This window comes from Emticicia sp. TH156, assembly GCF_002855535.1.
Classification (GTDB): domain Bacteria; phylum Bacteroidota; class Bacteroidia; order Cytophagales; family Spirosomataceae; genus Emticicia; species Emticicia fluvialis.
Genome location: NZ_PKRS01000008.1, coordinates 22,932 through 46,120, shown reverse-complemented (window position 1 = coordinate 46,120; position 23,189 = coordinate 22,932). Strand labels below are relative to the sequence as shown.

The 23,189-nt window shown below is 42.3% G+C and carries 24 protein-coding genes and 1 tRNA gene; 11 read left to right on the top strand and 14 right to left on the bottom strand.

The window, feature by feature from the left end:
• The first annotated feature begins 69 nt into the window (after nucleotides 1-69).
• On the top strand, nucleotides 70-954 hold the full coding sequence (locus tag C0V77_RS15460; RefSeq protein WP_101727256.1) for a M23 family metallopeptidase: 885 nt from the start codon (nucleotides 70-72) through the stop codon (nucleotides 952-954).
• 126 nt (nucleotides 955-1,080) lie between these two features.
• On the opposite strand, the gene C0V77_RS15455 is transcribed toward C0V77_RS15460, so the two are convergent.
• Both C0V77_RS15455 and C0V77_RS15450 read right to left on the bottom strand, forming a co-directional pair.
• Nucleotides 1,081-1,527, bottom strand: a complete 447-nt coding sequence (locus C0V77_RS15455; RefSeq protein ID WP_101727255.1) for an Rrf2 family transcriptional regulator — start codon at nucleotides 1,525-1,527, stop codon at nucleotides 1,081-1,083.
• A gap of 140 nt (nucleotides 1,528-1,667) precedes the next feature.
• A complete protein-coding gene (locus C0V77_RS15450) occupies nucleotides 1,668-4,112 on the bottom strand; it encodes a TonB-dependent receptor plug domain-containing protein (RefSeq protein WP_101727254.1) in 2,445 nt (814 codons plus the stop codon).
• Nucleotides 4,113-4,469: 357 nt separating this feature from the next.
• Here C0V77_RS15450 and C0V77_RS15445 point away from each other — a divergent pair, with 357 nt between their 5' ends.
• The 4 genes from C0V77_RS15445 (at nucleotide 4,470) to C0V77_RS15430 (ending at nucleotide 8,003) form a co-directional block, all read left to right on the top strand.
• Nucleotides 4,470-4,832 (top strand): HPF/RaiA family ribosome-associated protein, encoded by a 363-nt coding sequence (locus C0V77_RS15445; protein WP_101727253.1) that lies wholly within the window; start codon nucleotides 4,470-4,472, stop codon nucleotides 4,830-4,832.
• 291 nt (nucleotides 4,833-5,123) lie between these two features.
• Nucleotides 5,124-6,287: a glycosyltransferase family 87 protein gene (locus tag C0V77_RS15440; protein WP_101727252.1), complete on the top strand. Its 1,164-nt coding sequence runs from the start codon at nucleotides 5,124-5,126 to the stop codon at nucleotides 6,285-6,287.
• A complete protein-coding gene (locus C0V77_RS15435; RefSeq protein ID WP_101727251.1) occupies nucleotides 6,269-7,228 on the top strand; it encodes a glycosyltransferase family 2 protein in 960 nt (319 codons plus the stop codon). Before C0V77_RS15440 ends, C0V77_RS15435 begins: the two co-directional genes overlap by 19 nt.
• Entirely contained in the window at nucleotides 7,203-8,003 is an 801-nt protein-coding gene (locus tag C0V77_RS15430) for a polysaccharide deacetylase family protein (RefSeq protein WP_101727250.1), read from the top strand. Before C0V77_RS15435 ends, C0V77_RS15430 begins: the two co-directional genes overlap by 26 nt.
• Before the next feature lie 19 nt (nucleotides 8,004-8,022).
• Here the strand turns inward: C0V77_RS15430 and C0V77_RS15425 are convergent, their stop codons facing one another.
• Together C0V77_RS15425 and C0V77_RS15420 are read right to left on the bottom strand one after the other, a co-directional pair.
• Nucleotides 8,023-8,544, bottom strand: coding sequence for an acyl-CoA thioesterase (locus C0V77_RS15425; protein ID WP_101727249.1), 522 nt, complete (start codon nucleotides 8,542-8,544; stop codon nucleotides 8,023-8,025).
• Nucleotides 8,545-8,583: 39 nt separating this feature from the next.
• Complete coding sequence (locus C0V77_RS15420) at nucleotides 8,584-9,168, bottom strand: methyltransferase (RefSeq protein WP_101727248.1); 585 nt, start codon at nucleotides 9,166-9,168, stop codon at nucleotides 8,584-8,586.
• Between the two features lie 41 nt (nucleotides 9,169-9,209).
• Between C0V77_RS15420 and C0V77_RS15415 the strand changes: the two genes are divergently transcribed.
• The gene (locus tag C0V77_RS15415; RefSeq protein WP_229236297.1) at nucleotides 9,210-9,740 is read left to right on the top strand and encodes a DinB family protein; all 531 of its coding nucleotides are present in this window, start codon (nucleotides 9,210-9,212) and stop codon (nucleotides 9,738-9,740) included.
• Nucleotides 9,741-9,854: 114 nt separating this feature from the next.
• Here C0V77_RS15415 and C0V77_RS15410 read toward each other — a convergent pair whose 3' ends face one another.
• The 7 genes from C0V77_RS15410 to C0V77_RS15380 form a co-directional block, all read right to left on the bottom strand.
• Nucleotides 9,855-10,709 carry a pirin family protein gene (locus tag C0V77_RS15410; protein ID WP_101727247.1) on the bottom strand — a complete coding sequence of 285 codons (855 nt, stop codon included), beginning with the start codon at nucleotides 10,707-10,709 and terminating at the stop codon, nucleotides 9,855-9,857.
• A gap of 32 nt (nucleotides 10,710-10,741) precedes the next feature.
• On the bottom strand, nucleotides 10,742-11,308 hold the full coding sequence (locus tag C0V77_RS15405; RefSeq protein ID WP_101727483.1) for an NADPH-dependent FMN reductase: 567 nt from the start codon (nucleotides 11,306-11,308) through the stop codon (nucleotides 10,742-10,744).
• A gap of 26 nt (nucleotides 11,309-11,334) precedes the next feature.
• Entirely contained in the window at nucleotides 11,335-12,051 is a 717-nt protein-coding gene (locus tag C0V77_RS15400; RefSeq protein ID WP_101727246.1) for a pirin family protein, read from the bottom strand.
• Between the two features lie 86 nt (nucleotides 12,052-12,137).
• Nucleotides 12,138-12,809, bottom strand: a complete 672-nt coding sequence (locus tag C0V77_RS15395) for a DUF2461 domain-containing protein (protein WP_101727245.1) — start codon at nucleotides 12,807-12,809, stop codon at nucleotides 12,138-12,140.
• Between the two features lie 58 nt (nucleotides 12,810-12,867).
• Nucleotides 12,868-13,851, bottom strand: coding sequence for a 2-hydroxyacid dehydrogenase (locus C0V77_RS15390; protein ID WP_101727244.1), 984 nt, complete (start codon nucleotides 13,849-13,851; stop codon nucleotides 12,868-12,870).
• Entirely contained in the window at nucleotides 13,848-14,720 is an 873-nt protein-coding gene (locus C0V77_RS15385) for a hypothetical protein (RefSeq protein ID WP_143706105.1), read from the bottom strand. The genes C0V77_RS15390 and C0V77_RS15385 overlap by 4 nt, the downstream gene beginning before the upstream one ends.
• Nucleotides 14,721-14,771: 51 nt before the next feature.
• Nucleotides 14,772-15,992 carry a hypothetical protein gene (locus C0V77_RS15380; RefSeq protein ID WP_101727242.1) on the bottom strand — a complete coding sequence of 407 codons (1,221 nt, stop codon included), beginning with the start codon at nucleotides 15,990-15,992 and terminating at the stop codon, nucleotides 14,772-14,774.
• Nucleotides 15,993-16,146: 154 nt separating this feature from the next.
• On the opposite strand from C0V77_RS15380, the gene C0V77_RS15375 reads away from it, so the two are divergent.
• Nucleotides 16,147-16,725, top strand: a complete 579-nt coding sequence (locus tag C0V77_RS15375) for a thymidine kinase (RefSeq protein ID WP_101727241.1) — start codon at nucleotides 16,147-16,149, stop codon at nucleotides 16,723-16,725.
• Between the two features lie 46 nt (nucleotides 16,726-16,771).
• Nucleotides 16,772-16,843, top strand: a tRNA-Arg gene (locus tag C0V77_RS15370).
• A 310-nt stretch (nucleotides 16,844-17,153) separates the two neighbouring features.
• Here C0V77_RS15370 and C0V77_RS15365 read toward each other — a convergent pair.
• From C0V77_RS15365 to C0V77_RS15355, 3 genes are all read right to left on the bottom strand, one after another.
• On the bottom strand, nucleotides 17,154-18,818 hold the full coding sequence (locus C0V77_RS15365) for a dipeptidase (protein WP_101727240.1): 1,665 nt from the start codon (nucleotides 18,816-18,818) through the stop codon (nucleotides 17,154-17,156).
• Between the two features lie 52 nt (nucleotides 18,819-18,870).
• Nucleotides 18,871-20,208 carry a phosphatidylserine decarboxylase family protein gene (locus C0V77_RS15360; RefSeq protein WP_101727239.1) on the bottom strand — a complete coding sequence of 446 codons (1,338 nt, stop codon included), beginning with the start codon at nucleotides 20,206-20,208 and terminating at the stop codon, nucleotides 18,871-18,873.
• 613 nt (nucleotides 20,209-20,821) lie between these two features.
• Complete coding sequence (locus C0V77_RS15355) at nucleotides 20,822-21,208, bottom strand: hypothetical protein (protein ID WP_101727238.1); 387 nt, start codon at nucleotides 21,206-21,208, stop codon at nucleotides 20,822-20,824.
• A gap of 603 nt (nucleotides 21,209-21,811) precedes the next feature.
• Between C0V77_RS15355 and C0V77_RS15350 the strand changes: the two genes are divergently transcribed.
• The 3 genes from C0V77_RS15350 (at nucleotide 21,812) to C0V77_RS15340 (ending at nucleotide 23,137) form a co-directional block, all read left to right on the top strand.
• Nucleotides 21,812-22,132 (top strand): helix-turn-helix transcriptional regulator, encoded by a 321-nt coding sequence (locus tag C0V77_RS15350; RefSeq protein ID WP_101727237.1) that lies wholly within the window; start codon nucleotides 21,812-21,814, stop codon nucleotides 22,130-22,132.
• Nucleotides 22,129-22,620 carry an SRPBCC domain-containing protein gene (locus C0V77_RS15345; protein WP_101727236.1) on the top strand — a complete coding sequence of 164 codons (492 nt, stop codon included), beginning with the start codon at nucleotides 22,129-22,131 and terminating at the stop codon, nucleotides 22,618-22,620. Before C0V77_RS15350 ends, C0V77_RS15345 begins: the two co-directional genes overlap by 4 nt.
• 76 nt (nucleotides 22,621-22,696) lie before the next feature.
• Entirely contained in the window at nucleotides 22,697-23,137 is a 441-nt protein-coding gene (locus C0V77_RS15340) for a VOC family protein (protein ID WP_101727235.1), read from the top strand.
• Nucleotides 23,138-23,189 lie beyond the last annotated feature (52 nt).

Genomic DNA, 23,189 nt, shown 5'->3' with positions numbered 1-23,189 from the left:
TTTATTTGTGCGTTGGTATTGGTTTTACCAGAATATTCTATTTCAATACCACCCATCCCATTGAGAAGTATGATTAAAATTTTTGCCTTCTGTCTCAATTTTCTGATTCTACAGAAAGACACCTCCGGTGTAACCTATGAAAGCTACTTACAAGCCATTCAGGATTATAAACCTCTGCTGGCAGATATAAGAGAATACAAAGTTACACCAGAAGAAGCCCGCGAAAGATTTCAGTCTATCATGCTTACCCTTAAAAAAGCGTATCCGACAGCTGCCTATGATTCGTCAGCAGTAAGTATTATTTTTCCTTTACAAGGCTTTGACTACCGCGCTGTTGGCGGCCGTGCTGGTAATGGATATAAAGACAAAGGCTATGATTTGTTCGACCAGAACGCCAAAGGCAGCCACCCCGCACATGATATCTTTATTAAAGATAAAAATCAGGACTGCAAAGATGACCGCACAGGCGACTACGTGGGTATTTTATCAGTCTGTGACGGTATTGTGATAGGCACTGAAACCGAATGGCAGCCCGGTAGCGAGTACAGAGGCGGTAATTATATCTGGGTTTTTGATACAGTTTCTGGTGGTTTATGGTATTATGCGCATCAGAAAGAGATTTATGTAAAAACCGGCGATACCTTAAAAGCCGGGCAAAGAATATCTATTATAGGCCGTACCGGGTACAATGCCTATATGAAACGCTCAGACACACATCTGCATTTAACCTATTTACGGGTTGATGAAGAGGGCAATCCGTTTCCTGTAAATACTTACGGCTGGCTGAAAAACGCGGCTACCTTGCTTGACGCGAGAATTGCAGCCGATTTAAAGCCTTTTGCGTACTTTGCCGAGCCTGAAGCCCTGAAAGTAAATCCTAAGAAATTAAAAGCTCCTGCCATTAAGACCCATAAAAGTGGCTATTCGGGTAAGAAAAAAAAGAAGAAAAGATAAGAGCCAAGAAAGACCCCTATTAAAAAACAATTCTTCTCTGCCAGCAAAGAAGAATTATCAAACAGGGTGCCCATCATATATTTAAGAACCTGCTTTGGGTAAGCAAGGTTGCATCTGCATCAAAATTTAAGGATTATTATGCGCGGGCAGCAACGGGGCTTCTTCCATCAGGTCTTTTAAAGTAGTATGTTCATAAACAGCCAGATTGGCGTCTCTTACTTTCTCCATAATTGGTCTGATACGGCACGTTACTTCATCGTCGCAATCGTCGCACTTGCCATAAAAGTGTAACGACACACAAAGCATTGGTGCAATAGGGCCATCTATTATACGCACTATTTTAGCTATGGTTACCTGCTCAGGAGGCAACCGGAGCTGATACCCCCCACCTTTTCCCTTCTGGCTATGCAATATTCCGTTATTACGCAATTCAAGCAATATAGCTTCCAGAAATTTTTTCGGAATGTTTTCTTTTTCAGCTATTTCGGCAATAAGAACCGGTTGTTTTGATTCAAATCTTTCAGAAAGCAGCTTTAGGGCTTTTAATGCGTATTTTGCTTTTTTTGAAATCATCTATAGAGTGCTGATGTGTATTATTGGTTGGTTTTAAAGCTATGAGCCTGGCAAATGTAAAATTTTTTCCTGGTTTTGCAATAAAACTGCCAATTCTATATTGCCCAAATAGGTAACGGCTCATATTTATGCCAAGTTAGCTATTTTTTAACTAAATAACCAGCTTTTGCCCGGATGGGTACGCCATCATAAGAAAGCCCCTCAAGCCTGATGCTCACTTGGGCAGATGCATCGGTATTAAAAAATGAAAGTTTGGCTTGCCCGTTTTCATCTGTTTTTACAACCGGCGCCCAGAAAATGGTAGACCGATAATCAGGCCTGGGATTTGACTGAAAATCTTCCGGACTGGCTTCATTATAGCGCGGCGCATAAAACTCTTTGGGTATTGCATAGCCGTTTACTTCGGCTACCTCAATACCGGTTGTAGGCCCCACCGGGTCGGAGCCACCCCGTTTGGTCAACACAGAAATAACACCGTTACCACCGCGAGAACCATAAATTGTTGCGTCGGCACCTTTCAGCACATCTACGCGGTCAACATCAAAAACTGGTATAGATAATATCATTTGCTTGTCAACCATCATGCCATCAAGCAAAAACGCAGGCTCAGATGAACCGGTAATTGAGCTCAGCCCTCTGATAGTAACTGACGGATTCATGGGGCTGCCTGATACCTGCACACCCGGTACCCTTCCTCTCAGCAAATCCAGAACGTTAGCATACGAATTCATGTCGGGGGTAATTTTCAGTGTATTGCTGGCGTGGCTGTAAAGCACGCGATCTTCACGCTCTATATGTTTTTTGGCTTTCACAACCACTTCCTGCAAAAGCCGCTCACGCTGGTTTTTCAGTATGCGGGCAATTTCAAGTGCTTCACGTGTTCTTTTCAGATAATCGGCCAGGTCAGACTCATCAAAGGTTATCGGATTAAACGGAATAGCCACCACCTGCACCTTGGGCGATACCATCTTGTTTATAAAAATCCTGGTATTGCGGTTTAATTTACCAGCCACTGCCTGCACCAGTATTTTGGCCTGCCCGCTGTAGTCCAGATCAGAAATCAGGAATGAGCCATTGGTAGCGGCCTCACCAACTCCAAAATGGCGTTTGTCGTTGTCCAGCCACATCATGTAGGTCAATGTCAAGGGTTTTTCAAACAATTTTCCGTTTGGCCGGGTTACTTCGCCGGTAATACTCAAACCCTGTTCATGTAAAAACCTGGGTTCCGGAATAGATGGCTTCAGGATATCGTCCCACCTGAATCTGCGCCATCCCTGTGTCATCAGCAGCACATCAAGGTGCCTGCGTACCTCCGGTTTGTTTTGCTCAAAATAATAGTCTGGTTGTTCAACTTTTCCTCTTACTTCAGAACTCAACAATAAATAATTCATGATGTTCTCTTCATTGGGTTGCAGAAGCACCTGCCTGCTATCAGAAACAACCACTGAAAAATTACCTTTCACGGGGCTGCCATCGGCACTTGTAGCCTTTATATTCAGCTTTACTTCTTCTTTGGGGCTATACGCACTTTTATCGGGCATAATACTCACATTCACGTCGTCTTCATGAAAAACATAGACGAGGCGCTCGCAGCGAGGCCGCCCCGTTTCATCAAAAACCGTAAATTGCGCCACTCCTTCAGGAAACTTGTCTTTTGGTACTTTAAGCGCCACCGATTTATTACTGACAGGCGTGCGGGCTATGTAGCAAATAACCCCCTGCGACTGCCCGATAATCACCATCTGGCCACTTTCTCTAGGTTTATTGTAATTATGGCCGGCATACAAACGCATCAGGTTGTTATCGGCCACAGCTTCTACACCCAATACATAGCCATTTTTTTCTATTGGCGGAAAAGCCACCTTTTTTTCCATAATATTGCGGTACCTTATTTTGGCCAGATAGGTTTCTCCGGGCTCAGCTTTAAAGCCGAATTCTCCCATGCCCAGATGCTGGCTTTCAAAGCGCATTACTGTATCTCCGGCCTGCGTAAATACCACGCCATTTACATCTACGCCATTTCCGGTAACATCAGTTGCCTTAAATGCCACCCGGTTATTGATGCCCTCAACAATCTGGCCGCCTTCCGGAAAAAACCTGAAATCAATCTCACGGCTATCATACTTGACGGGGGTTACCTCCTGCCCTACTTTATGCACCTTAAAGTCTTTTACAAACATCAGGTCTTCGTCAAAATTGCGCATCCAGTTGGTATATGCCCGCAAACGATAGTAGCCACTATGCAGCGAATCAGCCAGTTCAAAATCTCCGGCGGCAGTGCCATCTTCCAGTTTCAGTATTTTTCTTTCAAGCACTTTTCCAAACAGATTATCTATCAGCTCTACATACAATGGTACACTTTTCTGGCTGAACTGATTAGTTGAGGCATCAACGGTGTAGGCTTTAAGCCAGACGGTTTCACCGGCTGTGTAGTAAGGTTTATCAAGGTGCAGATATACTTTTTCCTGTGGGTAAAGGCTGGCATATTGGTTAAATTTACTCACAATGGTATCAGTCAGCTCGTCGTTAACTACAAACGAAAATAAGATGGTAGAAACAGCAAAAAACAGAATGGTTCTCTTCATTTTACAAAAAAGTTGAGGCTTTACCAGGTAATCAGGCTGTGTGCCATAAACACAGCCATCCGGATTTAAAACATACGCTCAGGCTTTTAAAGCTACACAGGTTTAGGGTGTGTTCCAAATGTTTTAGGCATTAAAACGCTGCCTGCGCATCATTATTGAGATTGCAGGAAGATATAATTTGCCGAGGTAATTTTATTGAGATAATTCTTGACTTGTATTGTTTTTTTCCCTACGTTAGTACTAAGGAAGTTCTTTGAAAGATTAAGGCAAGCCATGAAGGTTTCAGCGAATTTTTCGCTGGTACCGAATGGGTGACTTTAAACAATTTATCTATTGTTAACTTTAAATTTGTGAGTTATGAAGATTAATGTGCAAGCAGTTCATTTTGATGCTGACCCGGGATTGGTTAGTTTCATTCAAAGCAAGTTAAGTAAATTAGATACCTTCTACGACCGGGTAGTGAGTGGCGAAGTGTTTTTAAAACTCGACAAAGGAGAAAAAAGTAAAGTGCATAAAAAATTAATTGAAGTTAAACTGATTGTACCCGGCCAGACCATCTATGTAGAAGAAAAAGGTGATACTTTTGAAGAAGCCACCGACATAGTGGTAGAAACCCTGAAATCGAAAATCAAGAAATTCAAAGATAAAAAGAACATTGTTGAACATAAAAAGCCTGAATTGGCTGTGGTAGAGGAAGAAGTAACCGAAGACGAATTTTAAATAATTAGTGATATCTGAAAGAGGGCAAGCAATTGCCCTCTTTTTTTTTGCTACTCTAAATAATTTAATACCAGAAAACGTATAGCCAAGCCGCTTAACAAATCTACCAGCTACTTATAAAAGCTATCAAAGCTATGTTAGCCTTAATTTGCCATTCTTTGTTCTTCTTTGAGTTTTATTCCGATTTCGGCAATTAATTATAAATTAAAACCTAGCAAATTCTGTAATAAACATTATTAGTTCAAAATCATTTCGTTATCTTGCATTGGTTTTTGCATATTTCTATTATTTATGAGAATAAAAAAAGAGATACCACTTCTCTTGTGGTTTATCTTGGCCGCGGTTGATGGCCTCATTCATTTTTTTAGGGAATCGTACAACAATTACGCAATCTATAAGGGTGTTTTCTTTCATCTTATTCATCAGACTAACCTCTATAGTCTTTATCCGAATGAATACAATGACAGCAACCACTACGGGCCATTCTTTGGGCTGATTGTTGCGCCTTTTGCTGTTTTACCTGACTATGTTGGACTGACCCTCTGGACGACCTTCCACGCCTTGGTTCTATATATTGCTTATACTAAATTACCCATCAGAAAAAGCGACTTATGGATAATATTGATGATATGTGTGGTTGACCTGAACACTTCGTCGCACAATGTGCAGGTGAACCCCAGTATTGCAGGCCTTATTATTTTATCCTGGTATTTTGTTAAAGAAGAGAAGGATTTCTGGGCAGTGTTGTTCGTAATGATTGGTGCCTTTGTAAAACTTTACGGTATTGTAGGGCTGGTTTTCTGGCTATTCTCTAAGCATAAACTCAAATATATTTACTCGGCTGTATTCTGGGCGGCTGTGTTATTTGTACTGCCAATGCTCATTAGTTCGCCAGGGTTTGTAGCGCAGTCTTATGTCGACTGGTACCACAGCCTGGTAGAAAAAAACCTTTCTAATCAGACGGGTTCAGAGGGCATAGGCAGCATGCAGGATGTGTCGCTCTTGGGATTGTTTCGCCGTGTAGGTGGCCTTCAGGTGTCAAACCTGGTCTTTATTGTTCCGGGTCTTTTATTACAACTGGCTCCGCTGGCACGTGTAAAGCTGTATGACAACCTTGTTTTCCAGCTTCGCTATCTGGCCTCGATTCTGATATTCGTGGTGATATTTTCATCATCTTCCGAGTCATCTACTTACATAGTAGCCATATCTGGTGTAGCCATCTGGTTTATTACCCAGGACCACCCCATTAAACGGCCAATTTGGATTCTATTCGGCCTGGCACTGGTGTTCACGTCTTTATCAGCAACAGATATTTTCCCTTATCATATCAGGCAAATGTTTATAATTTACTCAATAAAGGCATTCCCATGTTGCCTGATATGGTTTACCTGCGTATACCAATTACTAACCGAAAAACATTACCCAATTGAAAAAAAATGGATATTTCAAGGCTAAAAATCTGCATTCTGACGGCAGCATATAACGAAGGCGAGAATATTCTTGTCTTTTATGATGCCGTGAAGAGCGTGATAGACACTTTGCCCTACACGTTTGAGTTTTGCTTTGTGAATGACGGCAGCTCTGATAACACCCTGCGTGTAATCAGAAATCTGGCCAGAGAAGACCACTCTGTTAAGTACTTGTCGTTCTCCAAAAATTTCGGTCAGCAGGTAGCTCTGAAAGCCGGAATTGATACCATTGACGCCGATGCCATTATTATGATGGACAGCGACCTGCAACACCCACCCACCATGATACCTGTGCTGATTAACGCATGGGAACAAACGGGAGTTAACATAGTAAATACATTGCGTGAAGAAGACCGAGATTTATCGTGGTTCAAAAAGAAAAGCAGCCAGTGGTTTTATAAAGTTTTGAATAACATCAGCAATTTATCTTTGGAACCAGGCCAGGCAGACTTCCGGCTGATTGACCGACAGGTAGCCAAAACCCTCAGGGAATCAAAAGAGCAGGATGTTTTTCTGAGAGGCATGATACACTGGATTGGCTTTCGCCAGACCAACATACCTTATAAGCCTCAAAAACGCTTTGCCGGTGAAAGCAAATATACCCTTAAAAAAATGATAAGACTGGCTTTGGCTGGTATTACGTCGTTCAGCGTAAAACCACTGCACAGCGCTATTTATCTGGGTTTTATTATTGCCTTTGGTTCAATGTTGTATCTGCCCTATGTATTATATAGTTATTACAGCGGCCATGCAGTTGACGGCTGGAGTTCGGTTCTGATGACCATTGCCTTTTTTGGAGGCCTGAACCTGTTTATTTTAGGAATTATTGGCTTATACATTGGTAAAATACTAATTCAGAATAAAGAACGGCCTTTGTACATTATTCAGGAACACAATATTTATGAAAACAGCTATTCTCAGTTTTGATGTTGAGGAGTTTGATATGCCCTTTGAGTTTGGCGGAAATGCGAGCCTGCAGGAGCAGATTGCTACTTCAAGCGCGGGTTTACAAAGTTTACTTACTATTCTGAATAGATTTAATGCAAGTGCCACATTTTACTGCACAGGTATTTATGCCCTTGCAGAGCCAGACAACATCAGGTCTTTAAGTATGGCACACGAAGTGGCATCACATAATTATTATCATTCAAGTCATAAAACCGACGACCTGCGCAATTCTAAACTGGTGTTAGAAAACATTACGCAAAAAGAAGTTAAGGGGTTCAGGATGCCTCGCATGGCGCCTGTATCTGATGCAGATTTGCTTGAAGCGGGTTATCGTTATAACGCATCTTATAACCCGACGTACCTGCCGGGCAGATATGACTACAGACATATACCGCGCACCATTTATCAGCAAAACGGACTAATTCATGTGCCTGCTTCGGTTTCGCCGCGCTTGCGTTTACCGCTTTTCTGGATTGCGTTTCACAATTACCCTTTGTCTTATTTTTTTCATTTATGCAAAAAAGTGGCCGAGGCAGACGGGTACGTACACTTGTATTTTCACCCGTGGGAGTTTACCGATTATACCAATATGCCTGATGGAGCGAAATACCCTTTTTATCTGCGTAGAAACAACGGGCTGAAAATGCAGAAAAGATTTAACCGTTTGTTGAGTTTTTTAAAGCAGGAAGGGTTTGCTTTCAAAACTACGTCGTGGTTGCTTGAACAAACCAGCATATTTGCCGAGTCCATATAAAAAACGCATAGGCAGCAGCCTATGCGTTTAATTGAAATATCTCTTTCAGTTCGTGTGCTTCTTCGGGTTTCATTCTGCCAGCCAGCACAAGCCTCAGCTGTCGCCTGCGAAGCGCACCTGCATATAATTCTTTTTCTTCGGCAGTTTCAGGTTCTACCGCAGGTACTTCTATCGGCCGGCCGGTCTGGTCTACTGCCACAAAAGTCATAAAAGCCTTATTGGTATAAATCCGGGTTCCGGCAGGTATATTTTCAGCCCACACGTCAATCCCTACTTCTAATGATGAGTTAAAAGCCCTGGTTACTTTGGCTTGAAGGGTAACTACCGAGCCTAAAGGAATGGCTTCCTTAAAAGAAACATTATCGACCGAGGCCGTTACCACTATCCGGTTACAGTGCTTTTGTGCCGCAATGGCTCCGGCAATATCCAGCATTCTCATTAAATTCCCCCCCATCAGGTTTCCCAAAGTATTGGTGTCGTTCGGGAAAACCATCTCGGTCATTACTGTAAGCGAATCTTGTGCTTTACGTACTTTTTGCATAAACTGTTTTTTCAAAAATATGGTTTGTTGATTTGGTTTTTATAGTTTATCAAGTTTGATGAACAATTCGTTCCCTGCCCTCGGCGCAATAGAATTGTAACACCTCTCAAAAATTACAGGTTTAAAATAAGGCTTGAACATCTCCAGGTATTCTTCTTTTGAGCCACCAAACGGCGGCCCGCCAGCAAACGGAAAATCAAAAATTACGCCAGCCAGCCTGCCCTTCGGCTTAAGCAGATTATACATCTGCTCAGCATATTTCGAACGTAATGAAGGGTCTAATGCTGATAAAAACGTTTGCTCAATAATTAGATTATACTGCCCCTGATGCGTAAAGAAATCCTGATGGATTACCCTACAGCTGCCATTTTGAATGTAAAATTGTAAATTTCTCTGCAAACGTTCTACTAAAACCGCCGAAATATCAATGAGTGTGATATTGGTAAAACCCTGTTGCAGCAAATATTCGGCCTCATAAGAGTTACCACATCCGGGAATCAGAACGGCTATTGATCTATCCGTCAGTTGGTCAAAGTAGGTTTTCAAAGGTGTGGAAACATAGCCAATATCCCAGCCTGTCTGGCCGGTTTTGTATCTTTCGCTCCAATATTCGTCAGTAAGCATTGTTCTGTTCGTTTAAAAAAGGAACCCTATCCACAAAGCAGATGTTTGCCCATCATAACATCAGTATCTACCACAAATATACCAATAAAATGAAAGCCGTTGCCGATTACCTGCGCCAAACCCTTGTACAAGTATTACCTGCCCTTCAGGAGATTACAGAAGAAGAAGCCGGAGTAAAACCCCAACCGCATAAATGGTCGAAAAAAGAGATTCTGGGGCATCTGATAGATTCGGCCAGCAACAACCAGCATAAGTTTGTGAGAGCAATGGCACAACCGCACGTGGAATTTGTGAGTTACGCGCAGGACTCATGGGTAGCCCAACAGGCATATAATAACCGAAACTGGCAAGAGATTGTGGCCTTTTGGTATGCCTATAACCTGCACATAGCGCACATAATAGAAACCGTGAACCCAGATTATTTGCAGCATACCATCAGCATTGAGGGCAGCGATTCTTTTACACTGGCCTTTATAATGGAAGATTATGCGGAGCACCTGAAACACCACCTGAAAGTAATTCTGCCTGATGCAGGTTTAAGCAGCCAGTTTGAGAATGTTTATAATGTATAAAAAGGTGGCTTCTGGCCACCTTTCCGGTTTATTAGGCGGCAATACGCGGTTTAATGACCTGTAAAGAAAAATACCCGGTAAGACTTAATCTATACCGGGGATACATAGAACCAATTATTCTTCCAATACACCCATCCGCCCTAGTTCATAATCTTCAATAGCCTGCTTCAGTTCGGCTGGGTAATTCATTACAAACGGGCCATAGGTAGAAAGCGGCTCCTGAATGGGCTCTCCGGCCAGCAACAACAGCTTGCCTTTGGTTATGGCCTCAAAGTCTATGCCTTCTCCTTCGTGGTCAAAAGTGACCATACTCAACTTTTCAACGGTGGTTTCGTTGGTTTTTATCTCTCCGTCAAGCACGTATATAATTGCATTATAAGAAGCCGGAATTTCATAGAAAGTTCTGGCACCTGCCTCAAAATTAACCATCATGGCCAGCATAGGCGAGAAAGTAGAGGCAGCTCCGGTTTTGCCTTTGTAATTACCTGCCACCAATTGCATTTCTATGCCTACTTCTGTCAATACCGGCATGGTGTCTTTGGTCAGGTGCTGGTACTTGGGCTGTGTCATTTTGTGGGCGCGGGGCAGATTAACCCAGAGTTGTACTAACTCAAAATTCCCTCCTGTCTGCAAGAACTCTGCCGATGGGCCTTCAGAATGAATAATTCCCTTGCCTGATGTCATCCACTGCACATCACCGGCATTCAGGAATCCTTCATTGCCCAGCGAATCTTTATGATGAATTTTTCCCTGAACCAAAAAAGTAACTGGCTCAAACCCACGGTGAGGATGCGGACTCAAACGGGGCGTGCTATGAGCGGGGCTATGATACGTAGGTACAGCATGGTGTAATAACAAAAATGGACTCACCTGCCTGATATCCCTGGCAGGTAAAGGTTGTTTTACCAGCATGTGGCCTACCTGAACATCATGCCCCAAACTGATGTATTGAACGTTACGCGCTTTCATTTTGGTAATAATTTAGATGGCTTTTGCCGGGGCTAAGCATGGGGTTCTACCTCTTTTGGAGCGACTATCCGGTTTACCAGCCAAAGGTATTCGTTGGTAAAAAGCTCAATGGCTTTAAAGAAAGCTGGGTCTGTCAGATTGGCCTCTGCATCAAATTTTTTGTCTACTGCCGGTACAATCAGCATGTGTGGCGATGCCACACCGAATAAAGCTGCCACCAGATTTATCATTTGCTGGCTGGCCCGCATGCCTCCCATTGCTCCGGGTGATGCCGTTACAATGCCGAAGGGTTTATGTAATTGCTTCGGGAAATGGTCTAACAGATTTTTCATTGCAGGAGAATACCCTCCGTTGTATTCGGGTGTTACCAGAATAAAAGCATCTGCCGAAAACACACGTTGTGCCAGTTCTTTCCATTCTTCCGGAACGGCATCCATTGATGTCCATACCTTCTGAACAAAGGGCAAATCGTGTTCTTTCATGTCTATAATGTTCACCGAAGCATCTGTTATTCCACTCAGATGTTTCTGCAGATACTTTGCTACGCGAAACGTAACACTTTCTTTTCGTGGGCTTCCTGAAATGATTTCAATTTTCATTTTTCTTAAGTTTATGGGCAAGACCATCAGAAAGACATCGGAACGTCAATCAGAAGAATCTCAGCATTTGTTTTGGCTTTGACACGTATATCGGCGGTTTCACTTATACCCAAGGCGTCTCTGCGTGCCAACTCCTGGCCGTTTATTTCGGCTTCTCCGTCTATTAAGAAGGCGTATACACCGTTATTATTTAGTTTAACTGAATAATCTGCCTGTTTATCGGCGTCCAGATTAATAAGTGAAAACCAGGCATCCTGATTAATACCCATCGCACCGTCATTGCTTCCAAGCGGTGAAACCAGCGTCTGAAATTGATTAACCCTGCCTTCAATCGGAAACGCCCGCTGGTCATATCTGGGTTCTATGTCTCTAACCTTCGGAAAAACCCAAATCTGTAAGAGGGTCAGCGCTTTATCTATATTTTTATTTCTTTCTGAATGGTAAATTCCTGTGCCAGCCGACATCACCTGCACTTCGCCTTTGCTGATGCTACCGAGGTTACCCATGCTGTCTTCATGTTCTAATTCACCCGAAAGCGGAATGGTTACAATCTCCATGTTGTCGTGCGGGTGCATACCAAAGCCACGGCCGCCTGCTATTTTATCATCATTTAATACCCTTAGCGCACCAAAATGCACCTTTGACGGGTCGTGGAAACCCGCAAAACTAAATGAGTGCCAGGCATCTAACCAGCCATGGTTCGCATGGCCTCTTTCATCAGCTTTATAATATATGGTTTTCATAAATTTAATACATTTACATTTAATGTATATACATATATAATTTGTAAAAAGTTCAATTTATGATAATTACTTATTACCACTCAAAATTATCCTTTAATGGCTCTGTTCAGAAAAACAATAAAGGGGTAGATAGCCTCAAAACCTTGCAGAATAGCCGGCACAAAATCTTTTTTGAGCGCCTCAGATACCTCAAAAGTATCTGAAACCGTAAAGCTTTTCAGTTTCAGCAACTCAATGGCCGGGTTAAACTCATCGTATCCTTTCGGCGGGCGGACAGTAGCAGCTTCTCTGTCCAAGCCTGCAGGGAAATACTTTTTAAAATCCGGGGCTTCGGTAATGCCTTTAATTTCTTCAAAGTTGTAATCAATTTCGTCACGAATCTTTTTTAACTCATTGTTTTCGGGCATCCAGATACCCCCGGCAAAAAAACACTCATTGGCATCAATATGCAGATAATAACCTGCACCGCCAGACTTTTTGCCACCTGCAGTAAACCATGCACCGAAATTAGTTTTATAGGGCGACTTATCTTTTGAAAACCGAACATCACGGTTAATTCTGAAAACGCAGTCTTTAGCTTTCAAATCCGTCTCCTCAATACTTTTATCAAACTTTCCTATACCTTTAATGAGTAAATCTACAACCTCAATAAAGTTCTGCCTGGCTGTTTCGTAGGTTTTACGGTTGGCATCAAACCAGGGCTTGTTGTTATTCGCTTTTAAGTCTGCTAAAAACTGAATAGTCTGAGACTGAATCATATCTGTTAAGTATTGAGTTTAGCTATAAAATCAATATCCGGCCAGTAAAAGTTCCCGGCTATTTCACTTCGTTTGCCAATGGCTTTTGGCGCTCAAAATCGCTTATATTTTGCAGCGTAACCAGGGCAATCTGGGTAAGGGCCTCTTCTGTAAGAAACCCCTGGTGCGAAGTAATAATCACATTCGGGAAGGTCATGAGGCGTGCCAGGGTGTCATCCTGCAGTATCTGTTCCGACAAATCGTTAAAGAAAATATTCTCTTCCTGTTCATACACATCAATGCCCAGGTAGCCAATAGTTTTATTTTTCAGCGCTTCAACCACGGCATGGGTGTCTATCAACCCGCCCCGGCTGGTATTAATGAGCATCATACCTCTTTTCATTTCTGCCAGCGACCCCTCGTTAATCAGATGGCGCGTAGTATCCAGCAGGGGGCAATGTAACGAAATGATATCCGCCTCTGCCAGCAGCTCAACAAAAGGCACATAAGTTACTCCGGCGGTTATCAGCTCCGCATCCCTGTGCTGGTCGTGGGCCAGTACTTTACAACCCAGCCCGAGCATAATACGGGCAAACACCCCACCAATTTTACCCGTACCTACTACCCCAACGGTTTTACGGTATAAGTCAAATCCGGTCAGCTTTTCCAAAGAGAAGTTTCCTTCTCTTACCCGGTTATATGCCTTATGGGTTTTGCGGTTCAGAGCCATTACCAATGCCAATGCGTGTTCTGCCACTGCATAGGGCGAATAGGCCGGCACCCTCACAATCCTGACGCCCTCATGAGCAGCAGCCTGCAAATCTACATTATTAAAGCCTGCGCATCTGAGGGCAACCAGTTTTATACCCAGTTTTTTAAGTTTACTGATAACCGTGGCATTCAGATGGTCGTTTACAAACACACAAACGGCCTCTGACCCTTCAGCCAGACGCACGGAATGTTCGTTCAAAGCCACCTCATAAAATTCAATCTGATGCTCACTATTGTATCGCTCAAAAGAATCTTTGTCGTATGGCTTGGTACTAAAAAAAGCTATTTTCATTTTGATAATTTTTGTTCGATACTTTTAAGCTGATAGGCTAACGATAAATGATGAGAAAACCCTAATAAAGAATGATTACTGGCGGCGTAATCAAAAATAAACTGTTTTGACTGAAAACCAAAACCAAAATGCACATTATTGATACGCGAAGTAATACCCGAACGGATATAAAAGTTTTTAACCAGTTGATATTCAAGACCTGCTTTATAAACCAACGGCAAAAGAATATCTTTTTCTGCCTCGCTCACCAACAGCAATTGTTTACCCGGCTGGTAAGAAAATCCAAACCGTAAAACCGTAGGAATTCGTTGCGAAAGAAAAAGCCTTGCCCCTGTTAAATTATACGCATGAAAGCCCATATTAACCGTAGAGCTCAATTTAGCCATTACGCCAAACTGGGTAAGAAGTGTTTGTTTAACAGCAAAATTTTCGATAGCTGCCTGCAGGTAGGATACTTTCAGGCCCAGCGCTACCCTGCCGGTGCTTTTGGCAAGTGACAACCCCAATTTTTGTTCGTTATAAAGTTTATCCCCAAACCGCTCTACGTCAAGTCCTGCTTTGGCCCATTTGGCCGAAAAATTGCCTCCTAAAGCAAATGTTTGCAGCCCCGTCATATTATACCGGCTATGGTAAGCTGTACTGATAAAATGGTGATCAAGAAAAGCAAGCCCGGCCGGATTATTAAAAACAGATTGTTTGTCGGCAACGGCTGTAACAGCATTGGCCATGCCCCAGCTTCTGGCACCTATAGGAAAAGGCTCGCCTGAAGCATTGCATTGAGAAGTTCTGAACAGCGTGATTAGGAATATGAGAATAAGGCTTATCTGCGAACAAAGAAAAACCCTGTACTTTTCTCCAATTTTAGCCAAAGCGTTAAAATTTTGGAGCAAAATACAGGGTTACAAGCACAATTCAAAGCATTAATTAAACCTGCGCTTCACTATATCAATAAATTCTTCGGCCTCTGCGCTTTTGATGTCCCACAGGTAGCGCGGAACATACTTTTTAAGAATCAGTTCTTTGGCTTCGCTGAAATCCTTACATAATTCAATTTCATCAAGTGCATTTGAGAATGTCTGAATATTACCACCAAAAAGGTTATTGGTAAACAAAAACCGCTGATTGAGCGATATGGCAGCGTTGATACCCTCAATCCGGTTATGCTGGTGGTGGTCAAGTATGGTACGGTTAGCCTTGGCCTGGTCGTTAAGACTTTTTCTTTCTGTGCCCAGCTTTTCATTCAGCCTTACCTCTTCCGTATCTTTCACTACTGTTTTTTCATAAGAATCACTCATTTTTGAAATAACGGCTCCCAATTTTTGCTCAAATATAGGTGCGGGCGCGGTTTCTGCGGCCACAACTCTTGCTGGCTCGGCCTGCGGAGTATAAGATTCAACCTCCTGAAAAACAGGAGCTGCTTCAGGTATCGGGGTCTCAATCTTCTGTTCAATAACAGGTTTGTTCAATTCGGCTTCAAAAAATGAAGCGATAGCATCCGTATTTTGATGGTCTGGCGCTTTTTCATCTTTATAAGAAGTGAGTTCGGCAGGCACAGGAACTTTTCCGGCAAATAACGCCAGATAAGGCTCAGGGCTTTCCACCTGCAAAGGCATTTCATCTATCCAGGCCATGGCCTGATTAGCAAACACAAACTCGCTGCCGTTGAGTTTTTCTAACAATTGCGGTAGTATCTCTTTATTTATCTGAATATACTTAACCACACCTGAAACACTCTGATGAGTAAATCTGAAATCGGGCAGATTGCGCATCAGTTCTTTAAAAAACGTTTGCGGCTCAAGAATCAGCACCAGTGTTTCGGCTACTGCTTGTGCCAGCATGGGTTCAAAATGTTCTCTTTTCACAGATATAAACTGTGAAACAACATTCATAAAATTCTTTAATGCCTGTTCTACTTCCGGCGCATTGAAATCAAAGAAGGGGCTTCGCATTCTTTCGGTGTCTGCCTGCCATTTCTCATATAATGCTTTTATAGTGAGCAGATTTACCTGCTGAATACTACTTAATGAAAGAATCTGCTTGCCAGTAATAACTTTATTCTGAGCAAAAAAATCATTGCACAATTGTGCGGCATAAGCCTTACTGTACCGTTCGACGGCGGACAAATTCAATTTGTTAGACATTCTGAAATTTGTTTGTTTTGTATTAAAATAGTTAGGGTGCTGCCAGGTATAAAACAGCCCGGAATTTTGCAGAAAACTATTTTTTGTTATCCAACTGTAAAATTACTGCAAGTTTTTTGCCAGTTTTACTAAGAACGAAAAAATAAATTAAATAATGTTTATTGAACCAAAAAGAGGCAGGATACAAGGGCAGAAAGCAGGCTGGGTAGAGATAATCTGCGGCTCTATGTTTTCAGGAAAAACCGAAGAGCTGATCAGGAGGTTGAACCGTGCTAAAATCGCCAGGCAAAGGGTTGAAATTTTTAAACCAGCCATTGATATCCGGTATCATGATGCTGATATTGTATCGCATAATCAGACCAGCATTCGGTCTACACCGGTTAATACTTCGGGAGAAATACTATTAATAGCCAGCGATTGTGAGGTAGTAGGGCTTGACGAAGCTCAGTTTTTTGATGAAGGCATTGTAGATATTGTGAATTTACTGGCCGAACAAGGCAAAAGAGTGATTGTAGCCGGTTTAGATATGGATTCGAAAGGGGTGCCCTTCGGCCCGATGCCAAACCTGATGGCCATTGCAGAATATGTAACCAAGGTACATGCCATTTGTGTGGTATGCGGCGATATTGCCCATTATTCATACCGAAAAGTAGCCGAACCTCAGCAGGTTCTGTTGGGGGAGGCTGACAGTTATGAGGCACGCTGCCGGCGTTGTTATCATTTAAATCCTTAAATAGTAAATAAAGAAAGATTTTTGTATTTTTGCAATCCGGTTGAATGTTCCCGTAGTTCAATGGATAGAATGTCAGATTCCGGTTCTGATGATGGGGGTTCGAATCCCTTCGGGAACACTTTTTATTTCTATCAAACCCGATTTAACGAAAATAGCCCGCGAAATCAAAGATTTACTGGCTATTTTTATAATTATTCAACTATCTGTCATTTTTCGACAAATAAAACATCGCCTGATTGGTAGCTGATTTCAAAGAAACTCAAGGAATCTCGCTCCACCATTTCTTATTGCAAGGGCTCGTTTCTTGGGCCTATCTTCCAAGTCATTCGTGCAGGTTCAATTAAATCCCAGCCTAAGTGACCTTGTTATCGGTATAAAATTCGGCTTTTGGTTCTCAACTTGTGCAACTCCAATCTATCCTGGCAATACTACCGCATATCCATATTGTAGGTGGTGGGGCCAGCCTGATAATTGGTTAACCCCAACCAGGGTGATGGATATCCAATCCCGATTGCACCTTCATTTTGCGGGCGGCTTGGTTTGGGGTTGATATACCCGTCGGAGTATTTGGCAATCAAAGTATCTGCAAGCGCCCACCATTCCTTAACTATTTCATTTGCATTGGCTTTGCATAATTCGGTTAATTCCTGACCCGAAGCACTTGATTGAAATTTTTCATCCCAATATTTAAGAAGTTCTACTTGCTGATTCTCCAATTTCAATTGCAAAGGCTGGATGTCTACCTGACACATTCTCTGAAAATTGAGCCTGGCCCAGTTAGCAACGAAATCAAAGCTCCACCAGGCCGCATCTCGACTAAATTGCTGAGGGTCGCCGATTTGATATGTAGTAGGTAGTTGTTCTACTTTGCTCGGAAACGGAACAAAACAGGTAGTATAAGAAACATCTGGCCCAAACCAGCATATACCTTTTGTAAGTTGCGGGGCATCTGGTCGGGTTTGGAGTACATAGGTATAACCCTGATAGAATACAGAGATGGGGCGTTCCCAGGCGCCATATAGTTTATGGTTTCCTATATCATAACTGGTGCCGTCATACGAGCCGAAGAAACGCGTCGGGTCTCCATACGGCCCTGCTGCTATACCTTTTGTCATATCAAATTGGGTACCTTCATAATGATCACGGTATAAGGCAAATACGTCTCTTACCTCCAATTGCTTTTTTGGCTGAATGCTAAACGGATAGTCTGTAGTATAACCATCATTTACCCAGGGGCTTAATCCAAGGTCAGGATTGGCCCGGTCAAAGACGCGCCATACCCTCCTCAGCGAATAATAAGGATGATTGTATTCTCCGTCACTTATAGCAATCAACCAATCTACCGTTCCGGTTTCTGAAGCCCAACCAACCTTTCTGAGGCCGGGCAATAAACGATTTGAGAATAGCTGATCTTCTGAATCTGGTCTGATTTCCCTGATTCGGAATTCATTTGCAGCCACGAAAATAGTGCCATCGGGAACACGCTGGGCTATCCAGGCAGAATGGTATTCATTATCTGGTAAAGCGCACATTTCAAACACCCAGGCTTCTTTTTCATCAGCTACAAGCAAAGTTTCTCCGGTTGAGAAATAACCATACTCATCAATAAGAGCCCCCATTAATTCTACTGCCTCTCTAGCTAATTTGCAGCGCTCCAAAGCAATACGAGATAACTCAGCACTGTAAAACAAACGACAATGGTCGCCACTTTTTTCTGCTTGTTCTTTCGTTATGGGGTTGGGCGGCATGAATTTGGCCCCATTTGTACACTCGCCAAACATCAGATTATATTCATTCATGATTCCGTAACTCCCATCAAAGTAAGCGTAGGTATGCTCTATCTGAGGTATTTGACCTATAATCGGGGTTTCCGGCCAGTCTTTCAAATTATACCCCGGGCCTCGCTCTTTACTAACAAGACGTGGGTACCCGTCGTTGATGCCGGCAACTATACCGCGCAAGCTACCCGGTGCATGATTCATAGCCGGAACATAGATGAAACGCTGATCTGAAAGTTCATTGTCGTCAGAATGCGTTACAATCATCGAGCCGTCGGCTGTAGCTCCGGGGGTAATAATCATTGTTGTACACATAATTTTTTCAGTTTGATCTATGATATCAGAGAACTCACCATCTTCAATATTTTCAGCATTTACAATACCATTGCCCTATTTGTGAGCCAATGTTAGTGCCATAATTGCTGGCGCCAGCGCTGCTGCCGGGCGGAGGTGGCTGCTGAGGGTAAGGATTCCCATCGCTGTCCATAAATATCAATTGCTTGTCGGGTAGATTTTGATAAATGACCACAAAAGACGACCCACCATAATGGAACATACCCATTTCCTGGCCCTTTGTTACATGAGCTCCCTTTTTTAGTTGTTTGTCAAAAACAACACTTGACACCTCACTCATACCCAATGGTATACAGCAAACATTTCCATAGTCTTCAGTTTCAAATACAATCAGACCCTTCGCATTCACTTCGGCCAGATACGGAGTAGACGCTGTTGTTGCGCCTCCATAATCGGGTAGTACCAATTTGCTAAAAAAGCAACCGGGAATAACTATGGGGTCAAAAAGCACCTTACCATTTACTGGCACCCACCAACGGTGGAAATTGTATGGATTAAGGTAAGTCTGAAACACATACCCATTTTCAAACATCTCGTCTAATTTATAAGACCTGATAATTTCATTTTGGCGGCGATCAGGCGAACTGAAAATGTCGTTCAGCGAATACGGCATACCTTTGAGCCAGAACACATCTCTTTTCTGTACTTTTGGTTGCCAGCAAAACAGTGAACCATCATTTGGACAAATAACTACCTGATTGGTATTTGGGCTTGCAATCGGTCTGGATTTTTTAGGATCAAGGAAATCACGCGTAAAGAATGAATCCCAGGATTTCCAGTAAGGCAAAGTTTGAGAATCTTTTTTCCATAACGGAAAATCATATTGCTTTTTAGCGGCAGGTGAAAGCCATTGCTCATTTTCTTTACTGAAGCCGACAGCAGAGGCAGGTGTAACAAGAAATTTTCCCCATTCTTCCAGAATAGCTTTCATTTTTTCATTGAACTTTGGAATCCGGAACATGGTACTGCCCCCAAGGGTAGCGTCAATTCCAACTACAAGAGCTGAAAACGGAAGGCCAACTAAATCATTATTAATGAATTGAGGCGCAAGGCTAAGTATAGTATTAAAGGCATTCAACAGGGTATCCAAATCAGGAATTCGAGGAATAGGCGCTTCCTTAGTTGATTGGTGCGCCTGAATAATGTTATCATTTTGTTGAAAAGCGTTGTTTGCCAGATAAGTCAGCACCTCATCGCCTTCAATCAGCTTTTTTAGCGCTTTAATACTAGGTGCCAGATTTTTTGGTTTTGTATTAAGAACCGATTCAAAAAATATTCGGAATGATTCTCTGTCCGGGTTGGGTATCCAACCACTTTGAATATTAAATGGAACGTAAGATTGCGGTAACATAGAAGTATTGTTTAAAAGGTTATCCTACTCATTTGGCTTTTCGGTTTTGCCCCGCTTTTTTAAAGTGGTAGCTGGTTTCCACTAGCTATTGTAATATTTTACGTTTTTTTAACAGGAAAATGCAGTACCTGAACAGAAAAACAGACTGAATGCAAAGGATACAATTCTAATTTATGTATCCGCAGTTTATGGTTGATTGTTGATTACTTTTTACCCCATCTGGAATACTAAACCAACCATCATACCTAAAGCAGAAGCGTTTTAAAATGCAATAATGCCTGTAGAAAAGAACTTTGTTTTAACATGGCCAACTGTAATCTTTTTGAACCTAATGTAGATTGTATATATCTGATTAACTGCAAATAGATATATACAATCAGGAACCTACTTGGGTGTAAGCTCAATCTATCTCAACTGTGGTTTTACCCGGCAGCAGAGGCATTTAGTAAGTGCTTTACCCCAAAAAATCAAAAAAAGACACCAGGTCTTTGATAAACCATTGCATTAATCGTTAAAGGGAGGCTGTCTAATAAAGTAACTAAGGCCAAATAAAATTGGTATTATAGAACTTTTTCAAACAGCCTCTTTACTGTTTCCTGACAAATTAACAGGGTTATACGTTGGCCATAGCCCATAGTTCACCCAATCCCTGGTAGCCGTTCTGAAGCCCAACATTACCAAATGCATGGCTTAATGTTTTGCCTACCTCAGCACCAGCGCAGTTGAAAGAAACATTTCCTGAACCATGGTCTATCATGATCCACTCTTCTCCTTCGCCCTGAATACCATTCTGTAACCCTACATTACCAAAGGCATGGCTAAGAAATTTTCCGGTTTCAGCGCCCAGGCAGGCAAGTGCCACGCGTTGGTTGGGCAATTGTTGTAGAATAAACATTTCACCTTCTCCCTGAACACCATTCTGAAGCCATACTTTATCAAATGCATGGCTTAGAAATGTACCTGTTTCTGCTCCAAGAGCCTCTAACGTAATTGTTGCCATTGTGTTAAATTGTTAATTGTTATTCCTACTCTTTTTTGAGGCTTTTCGGTGCCCGCCTGCAACCCAAAATGACAATTGACCAATTGGAATCGCACATTTAAGATTACACAACAAAGTTCAACTATTTCTTAGATTATTTATAGAGTAAAAACCCCGATTCCATAAAGTAAAACTACCTGATTACAATTACGGTACATTTACGCAGTACAAAACGATATATGCGCTGGCGTGGGTTCTGAGTAGATTTACTTACTAAAACAAGATTCCCATTAAATTTTGCCAAACCATGGGTTATGAACCTGAATGAATATTAAAATATCTGTAATTCAGGCCAGGCAGTGCAGCGTGGTTGCGCAGGTATCAAATCTCTACCCATCAAATGCCAGCATCAGCGGCTCCTGCCTGTAATTAAACCACCTGTATATAACTACGCTTATCAGTATACGAACCACGCATGAAAAAACATAGGTTTGCCCACTACCCTATATAGCTGCATTGGCAGGTTTATAAACCCTTACCCGACAAATAAAGGCCAAATAATTTGCGCAACTTAAAAGTTGCATATATATTTGCAACCTGATAGTTGCACAATTAAAATCAAGAATGAAACAAGATATATTTCAGGCCATTGCCGACCCCACACGCAGAGCGATTTTGACATTACTGGCTATTCAGGCACTAACACCTAATGTTATAGCCAAAAAGTTTGATATGACCCGGCAGGCAGTCTCGAAACACATTAAGGTATTGCACGAATGCGACCTGGTTAAACCAGAGCAAAGCGGCCGGGAAATTTACTACCATTTCAATCCTAAAAAGATGCAGGAATTTGACCACTGGCTAGCCCAGTTCAGACAAAACTGGGAAACCCAATTTAACCAGCTTGACCAACTATTATCAACTATTAAAACGAAAGAAGAATGAACAACGACTTGCTATTTGATTTTAATGTAGACAAAACTGCAAAAACTGTTTACATCAGCCGGGAATTTAATGCACGACAATTACTGGTATGGGATGCCTTTACAAAAGCTGAACTACTTGACCAATGGGGGGCTCCGGCACCCATGCGCGCGCAAACCAAGTATATGGATTTTAAGGTAGGCGGACGCCGGTTTTATGCAATGGTTAGCCCGGACGGGCAGGAGCGCTGGGCTGTGCAGGAATTTACGTCTATTACCCCGATAACCAATTTTAAGATGTATAACACGTTTGCCGATAAGGATGAAAACCGTGAACTGCCGGGCTCTGATTGGGATTACAACTTTAGCGAGCAAAACGGTATTACCAGAGTTGATATAACCATATATAATGAATCGTTTGAGCGTTTAGAGAAATTGCTAGAGGGCTTCAAAATTGGTTTCACCATGACCCTCAGAAACCTGGAAGAACTCCTGGAGGCTTTATCGTAGCCCCCTGCTTTTCATATACGCAGTGCAAAAGAGATGGTATTTAACCAATTAGAAACAAATTTTAACTATAAAAATTATGAGAACAATTAACACCTGGATTAACTTCAACGGCAATGCTGAGGAAGCTTTTACCTTTTACAAATCAGTTTTTGGCGGCGAATTTTCCAGAATAATCCGCTTCGGCGATTTAGCAAGCGACGAATTTCAGGTAGCCGAAAATGAAGCTAAAAAAATAATGCAAATTGCCTTGCCTTTAGGTAAATACAGTGCTTTAATAGGCAATGATGTTCCTGAGTTTATGGGTAGGGTAAACGAAAATGAAAACAGGTCGAAAATAGTGGTGAATGCTGAAAGCCGCGAAGAGGCCGACCTGCTATTTAACGGTTTATCGGCTGGGGGTGATGTTGAAGGCCCTATTGACCAAGGCCCCTGGGGAACCTATGCGGGTATGTTCAGAGACAAATATGGTATTGAATGGATTGTGGAATTTGACCCAAATTATGTGGCGCAGGCATAACCTTCTTGCATAAAACCGGGGTCAATATAAACTAAATATTAACCTGCAAAAG

Excerpts from the sequence above, each read along its gene's own strand:
- C0V77_RS15460 (WP_101727256.1), top strand. The coding sequence starts at position 70 with ATGATTAAAATTTTTGCCTTCTGTCTCAATTTTCTGATTCTACAGAAA.
- C0V77_RS15455 (WP_101727255.1), bottom strand. The coding sequence starts at position 1,527 with ATGATTTCAAAAAAAGCAAAATACGCATTAAAAGCCCTAAAGCTGCTT.
- C0V77_RS15450 (WP_101727254.1), bottom strand. The coding sequence starts at position 4,112 with ATGAAGAGAACCATTCTGTTTTTTGCTGTTTCTACCATCTTATTTTCG.
- C0V77_RS15445 (WP_101727253.1), top strand. The coding sequence starts at position 4,470 with ATGAAGATTAATGTGCAAGCAGTTCATTTTGATGCTGACCCGGGATTG.
- C0V77_RS15440 (WP_101727252.1), top strand. The coding sequence starts at position 5,124 with ATGAGAATAAAAAAAGAGATACCACTTCTCTTGTGGTTTATCTTGGCC.
- C0V77_RS15435 (WP_101727251.1), top strand. The coding sequence starts at position 6,269 with ATGGATATTTCAAGGCTAAAAATCTGCATTCTGACGGCAGCATATAAC.
- C0V77_RS15430 (WP_101727250.1), top strand. The coding sequence starts at position 7,203 with ATGAAAACAGCTATTCTCAGTTTTGATGTTGAGGAGTTTGATATGCCC.
- C0V77_RS15425 (WP_101727249.1), bottom strand. The coding sequence starts at position 8,544 with ATGCAAAAAGTACGTAAAGCACAAGATTCGCTTACAGTAATGACCGAG.
- C0V77_RS15420 (WP_101727248.1), bottom strand. The coding sequence starts at position 9,168 with ATGCTTACTGACGAATATTGGAGCGAAAGATACAAAACCGGCCAGACA.
- C0V77_RS15415 (WP_229236297.1), top strand. The coding sequence starts at position 9,210 with ATGTTTGCCCATCATAACATCAGTATCTACCACAAATATACCAATAAA.
- C0V77_RS15410 (WP_101727247.1), bottom strand. The coding sequence starts at position 10,709 with ATGAAAGCGCGTAACGTTCAATACATCAGTTTGGGGCATGATGTTCAG.
- C0V77_RS15405 (WP_101727483.1), bottom strand. The coding sequence starts at position 11,308 with ATGAAAATTGAAATCATTTCAGGAAGCCCACGAAAAGAAAGTGTTACG.
- C0V77_RS15400 (WP_101727246.1), bottom strand. The coding sequence starts at position 12,051 with ATGAAAACCATATATTATAAAGCTGATGAAAGAGGCCATGCGAACCAT.
- C0V77_RS15395 (WP_101727245.1), bottom strand. The coding sequence starts at position 12,809 with ATGATTCAGTCTCAGACTATTCAGTTTTTAGCAGACTTAAAAGCGAAT.
- C0V77_RS15390 (WP_101727244.1), bottom strand. The coding sequence starts at position 13,851 with ATGAAAATAGCTTTTTTTAGTACCAAGCCATACGACAAAGATTCTTTT.
- C0V77_RS15380 (WP_101727242.1), bottom strand. The coding sequence starts at position 15,992 with ATGTCTAACAAATTGAATTTGTCCGCCGTCGAACGGTACAGTAAGGCT.
- C0V77_RS15375 (WP_101727241.1), top strand. The coding sequence starts at position 16,147 with ATGTTTATTGAACCAAAAAGAGGCAGGATACAAGGGCAGAAAGCAGGC.
- C0V77_RS15365 (WP_101727240.1), bottom strand. The coding sequence starts at position 18,818 with ATGTGTACAACAATGATTATTACCCCCGGAGCTACAGCCGACGGCTCG.
- C0V77_RS15360 (WP_101727239.1), bottom strand. The coding sequence starts at position 20,208 with ATGTTACCGCAATCTTACGTTCCATTTAATATTCAAAGTGGTTGGATA.
- C0V77_RS15355 (WP_101727238.1), bottom strand. The coding sequence starts at position 21,208 with ATGGCAACAATTACGTTAGAGGCTCTTGGAGCAGAAACAGGTACATTT.
- C0V77_RS15350 (WP_101727237.1), top strand. The coding sequence starts at position 21,812 with ATGAAACAAGATATATTTCAGGCCATTGCCGACCCCACACGCAGAGCG.
- C0V77_RS15345 (WP_101727236.1), top strand. The coding sequence starts at position 22,129 with ATGAACAACGACTTGCTATTTGATTTTAATGTAGACAAAACTGCAAAA.
- C0V77_RS15340 (WP_101727235.1), top strand. The coding sequence starts at position 22,697 with ATGAGAACAATTAACACCTGGATTAACTTCAACGGCAATGCTGAGGAA.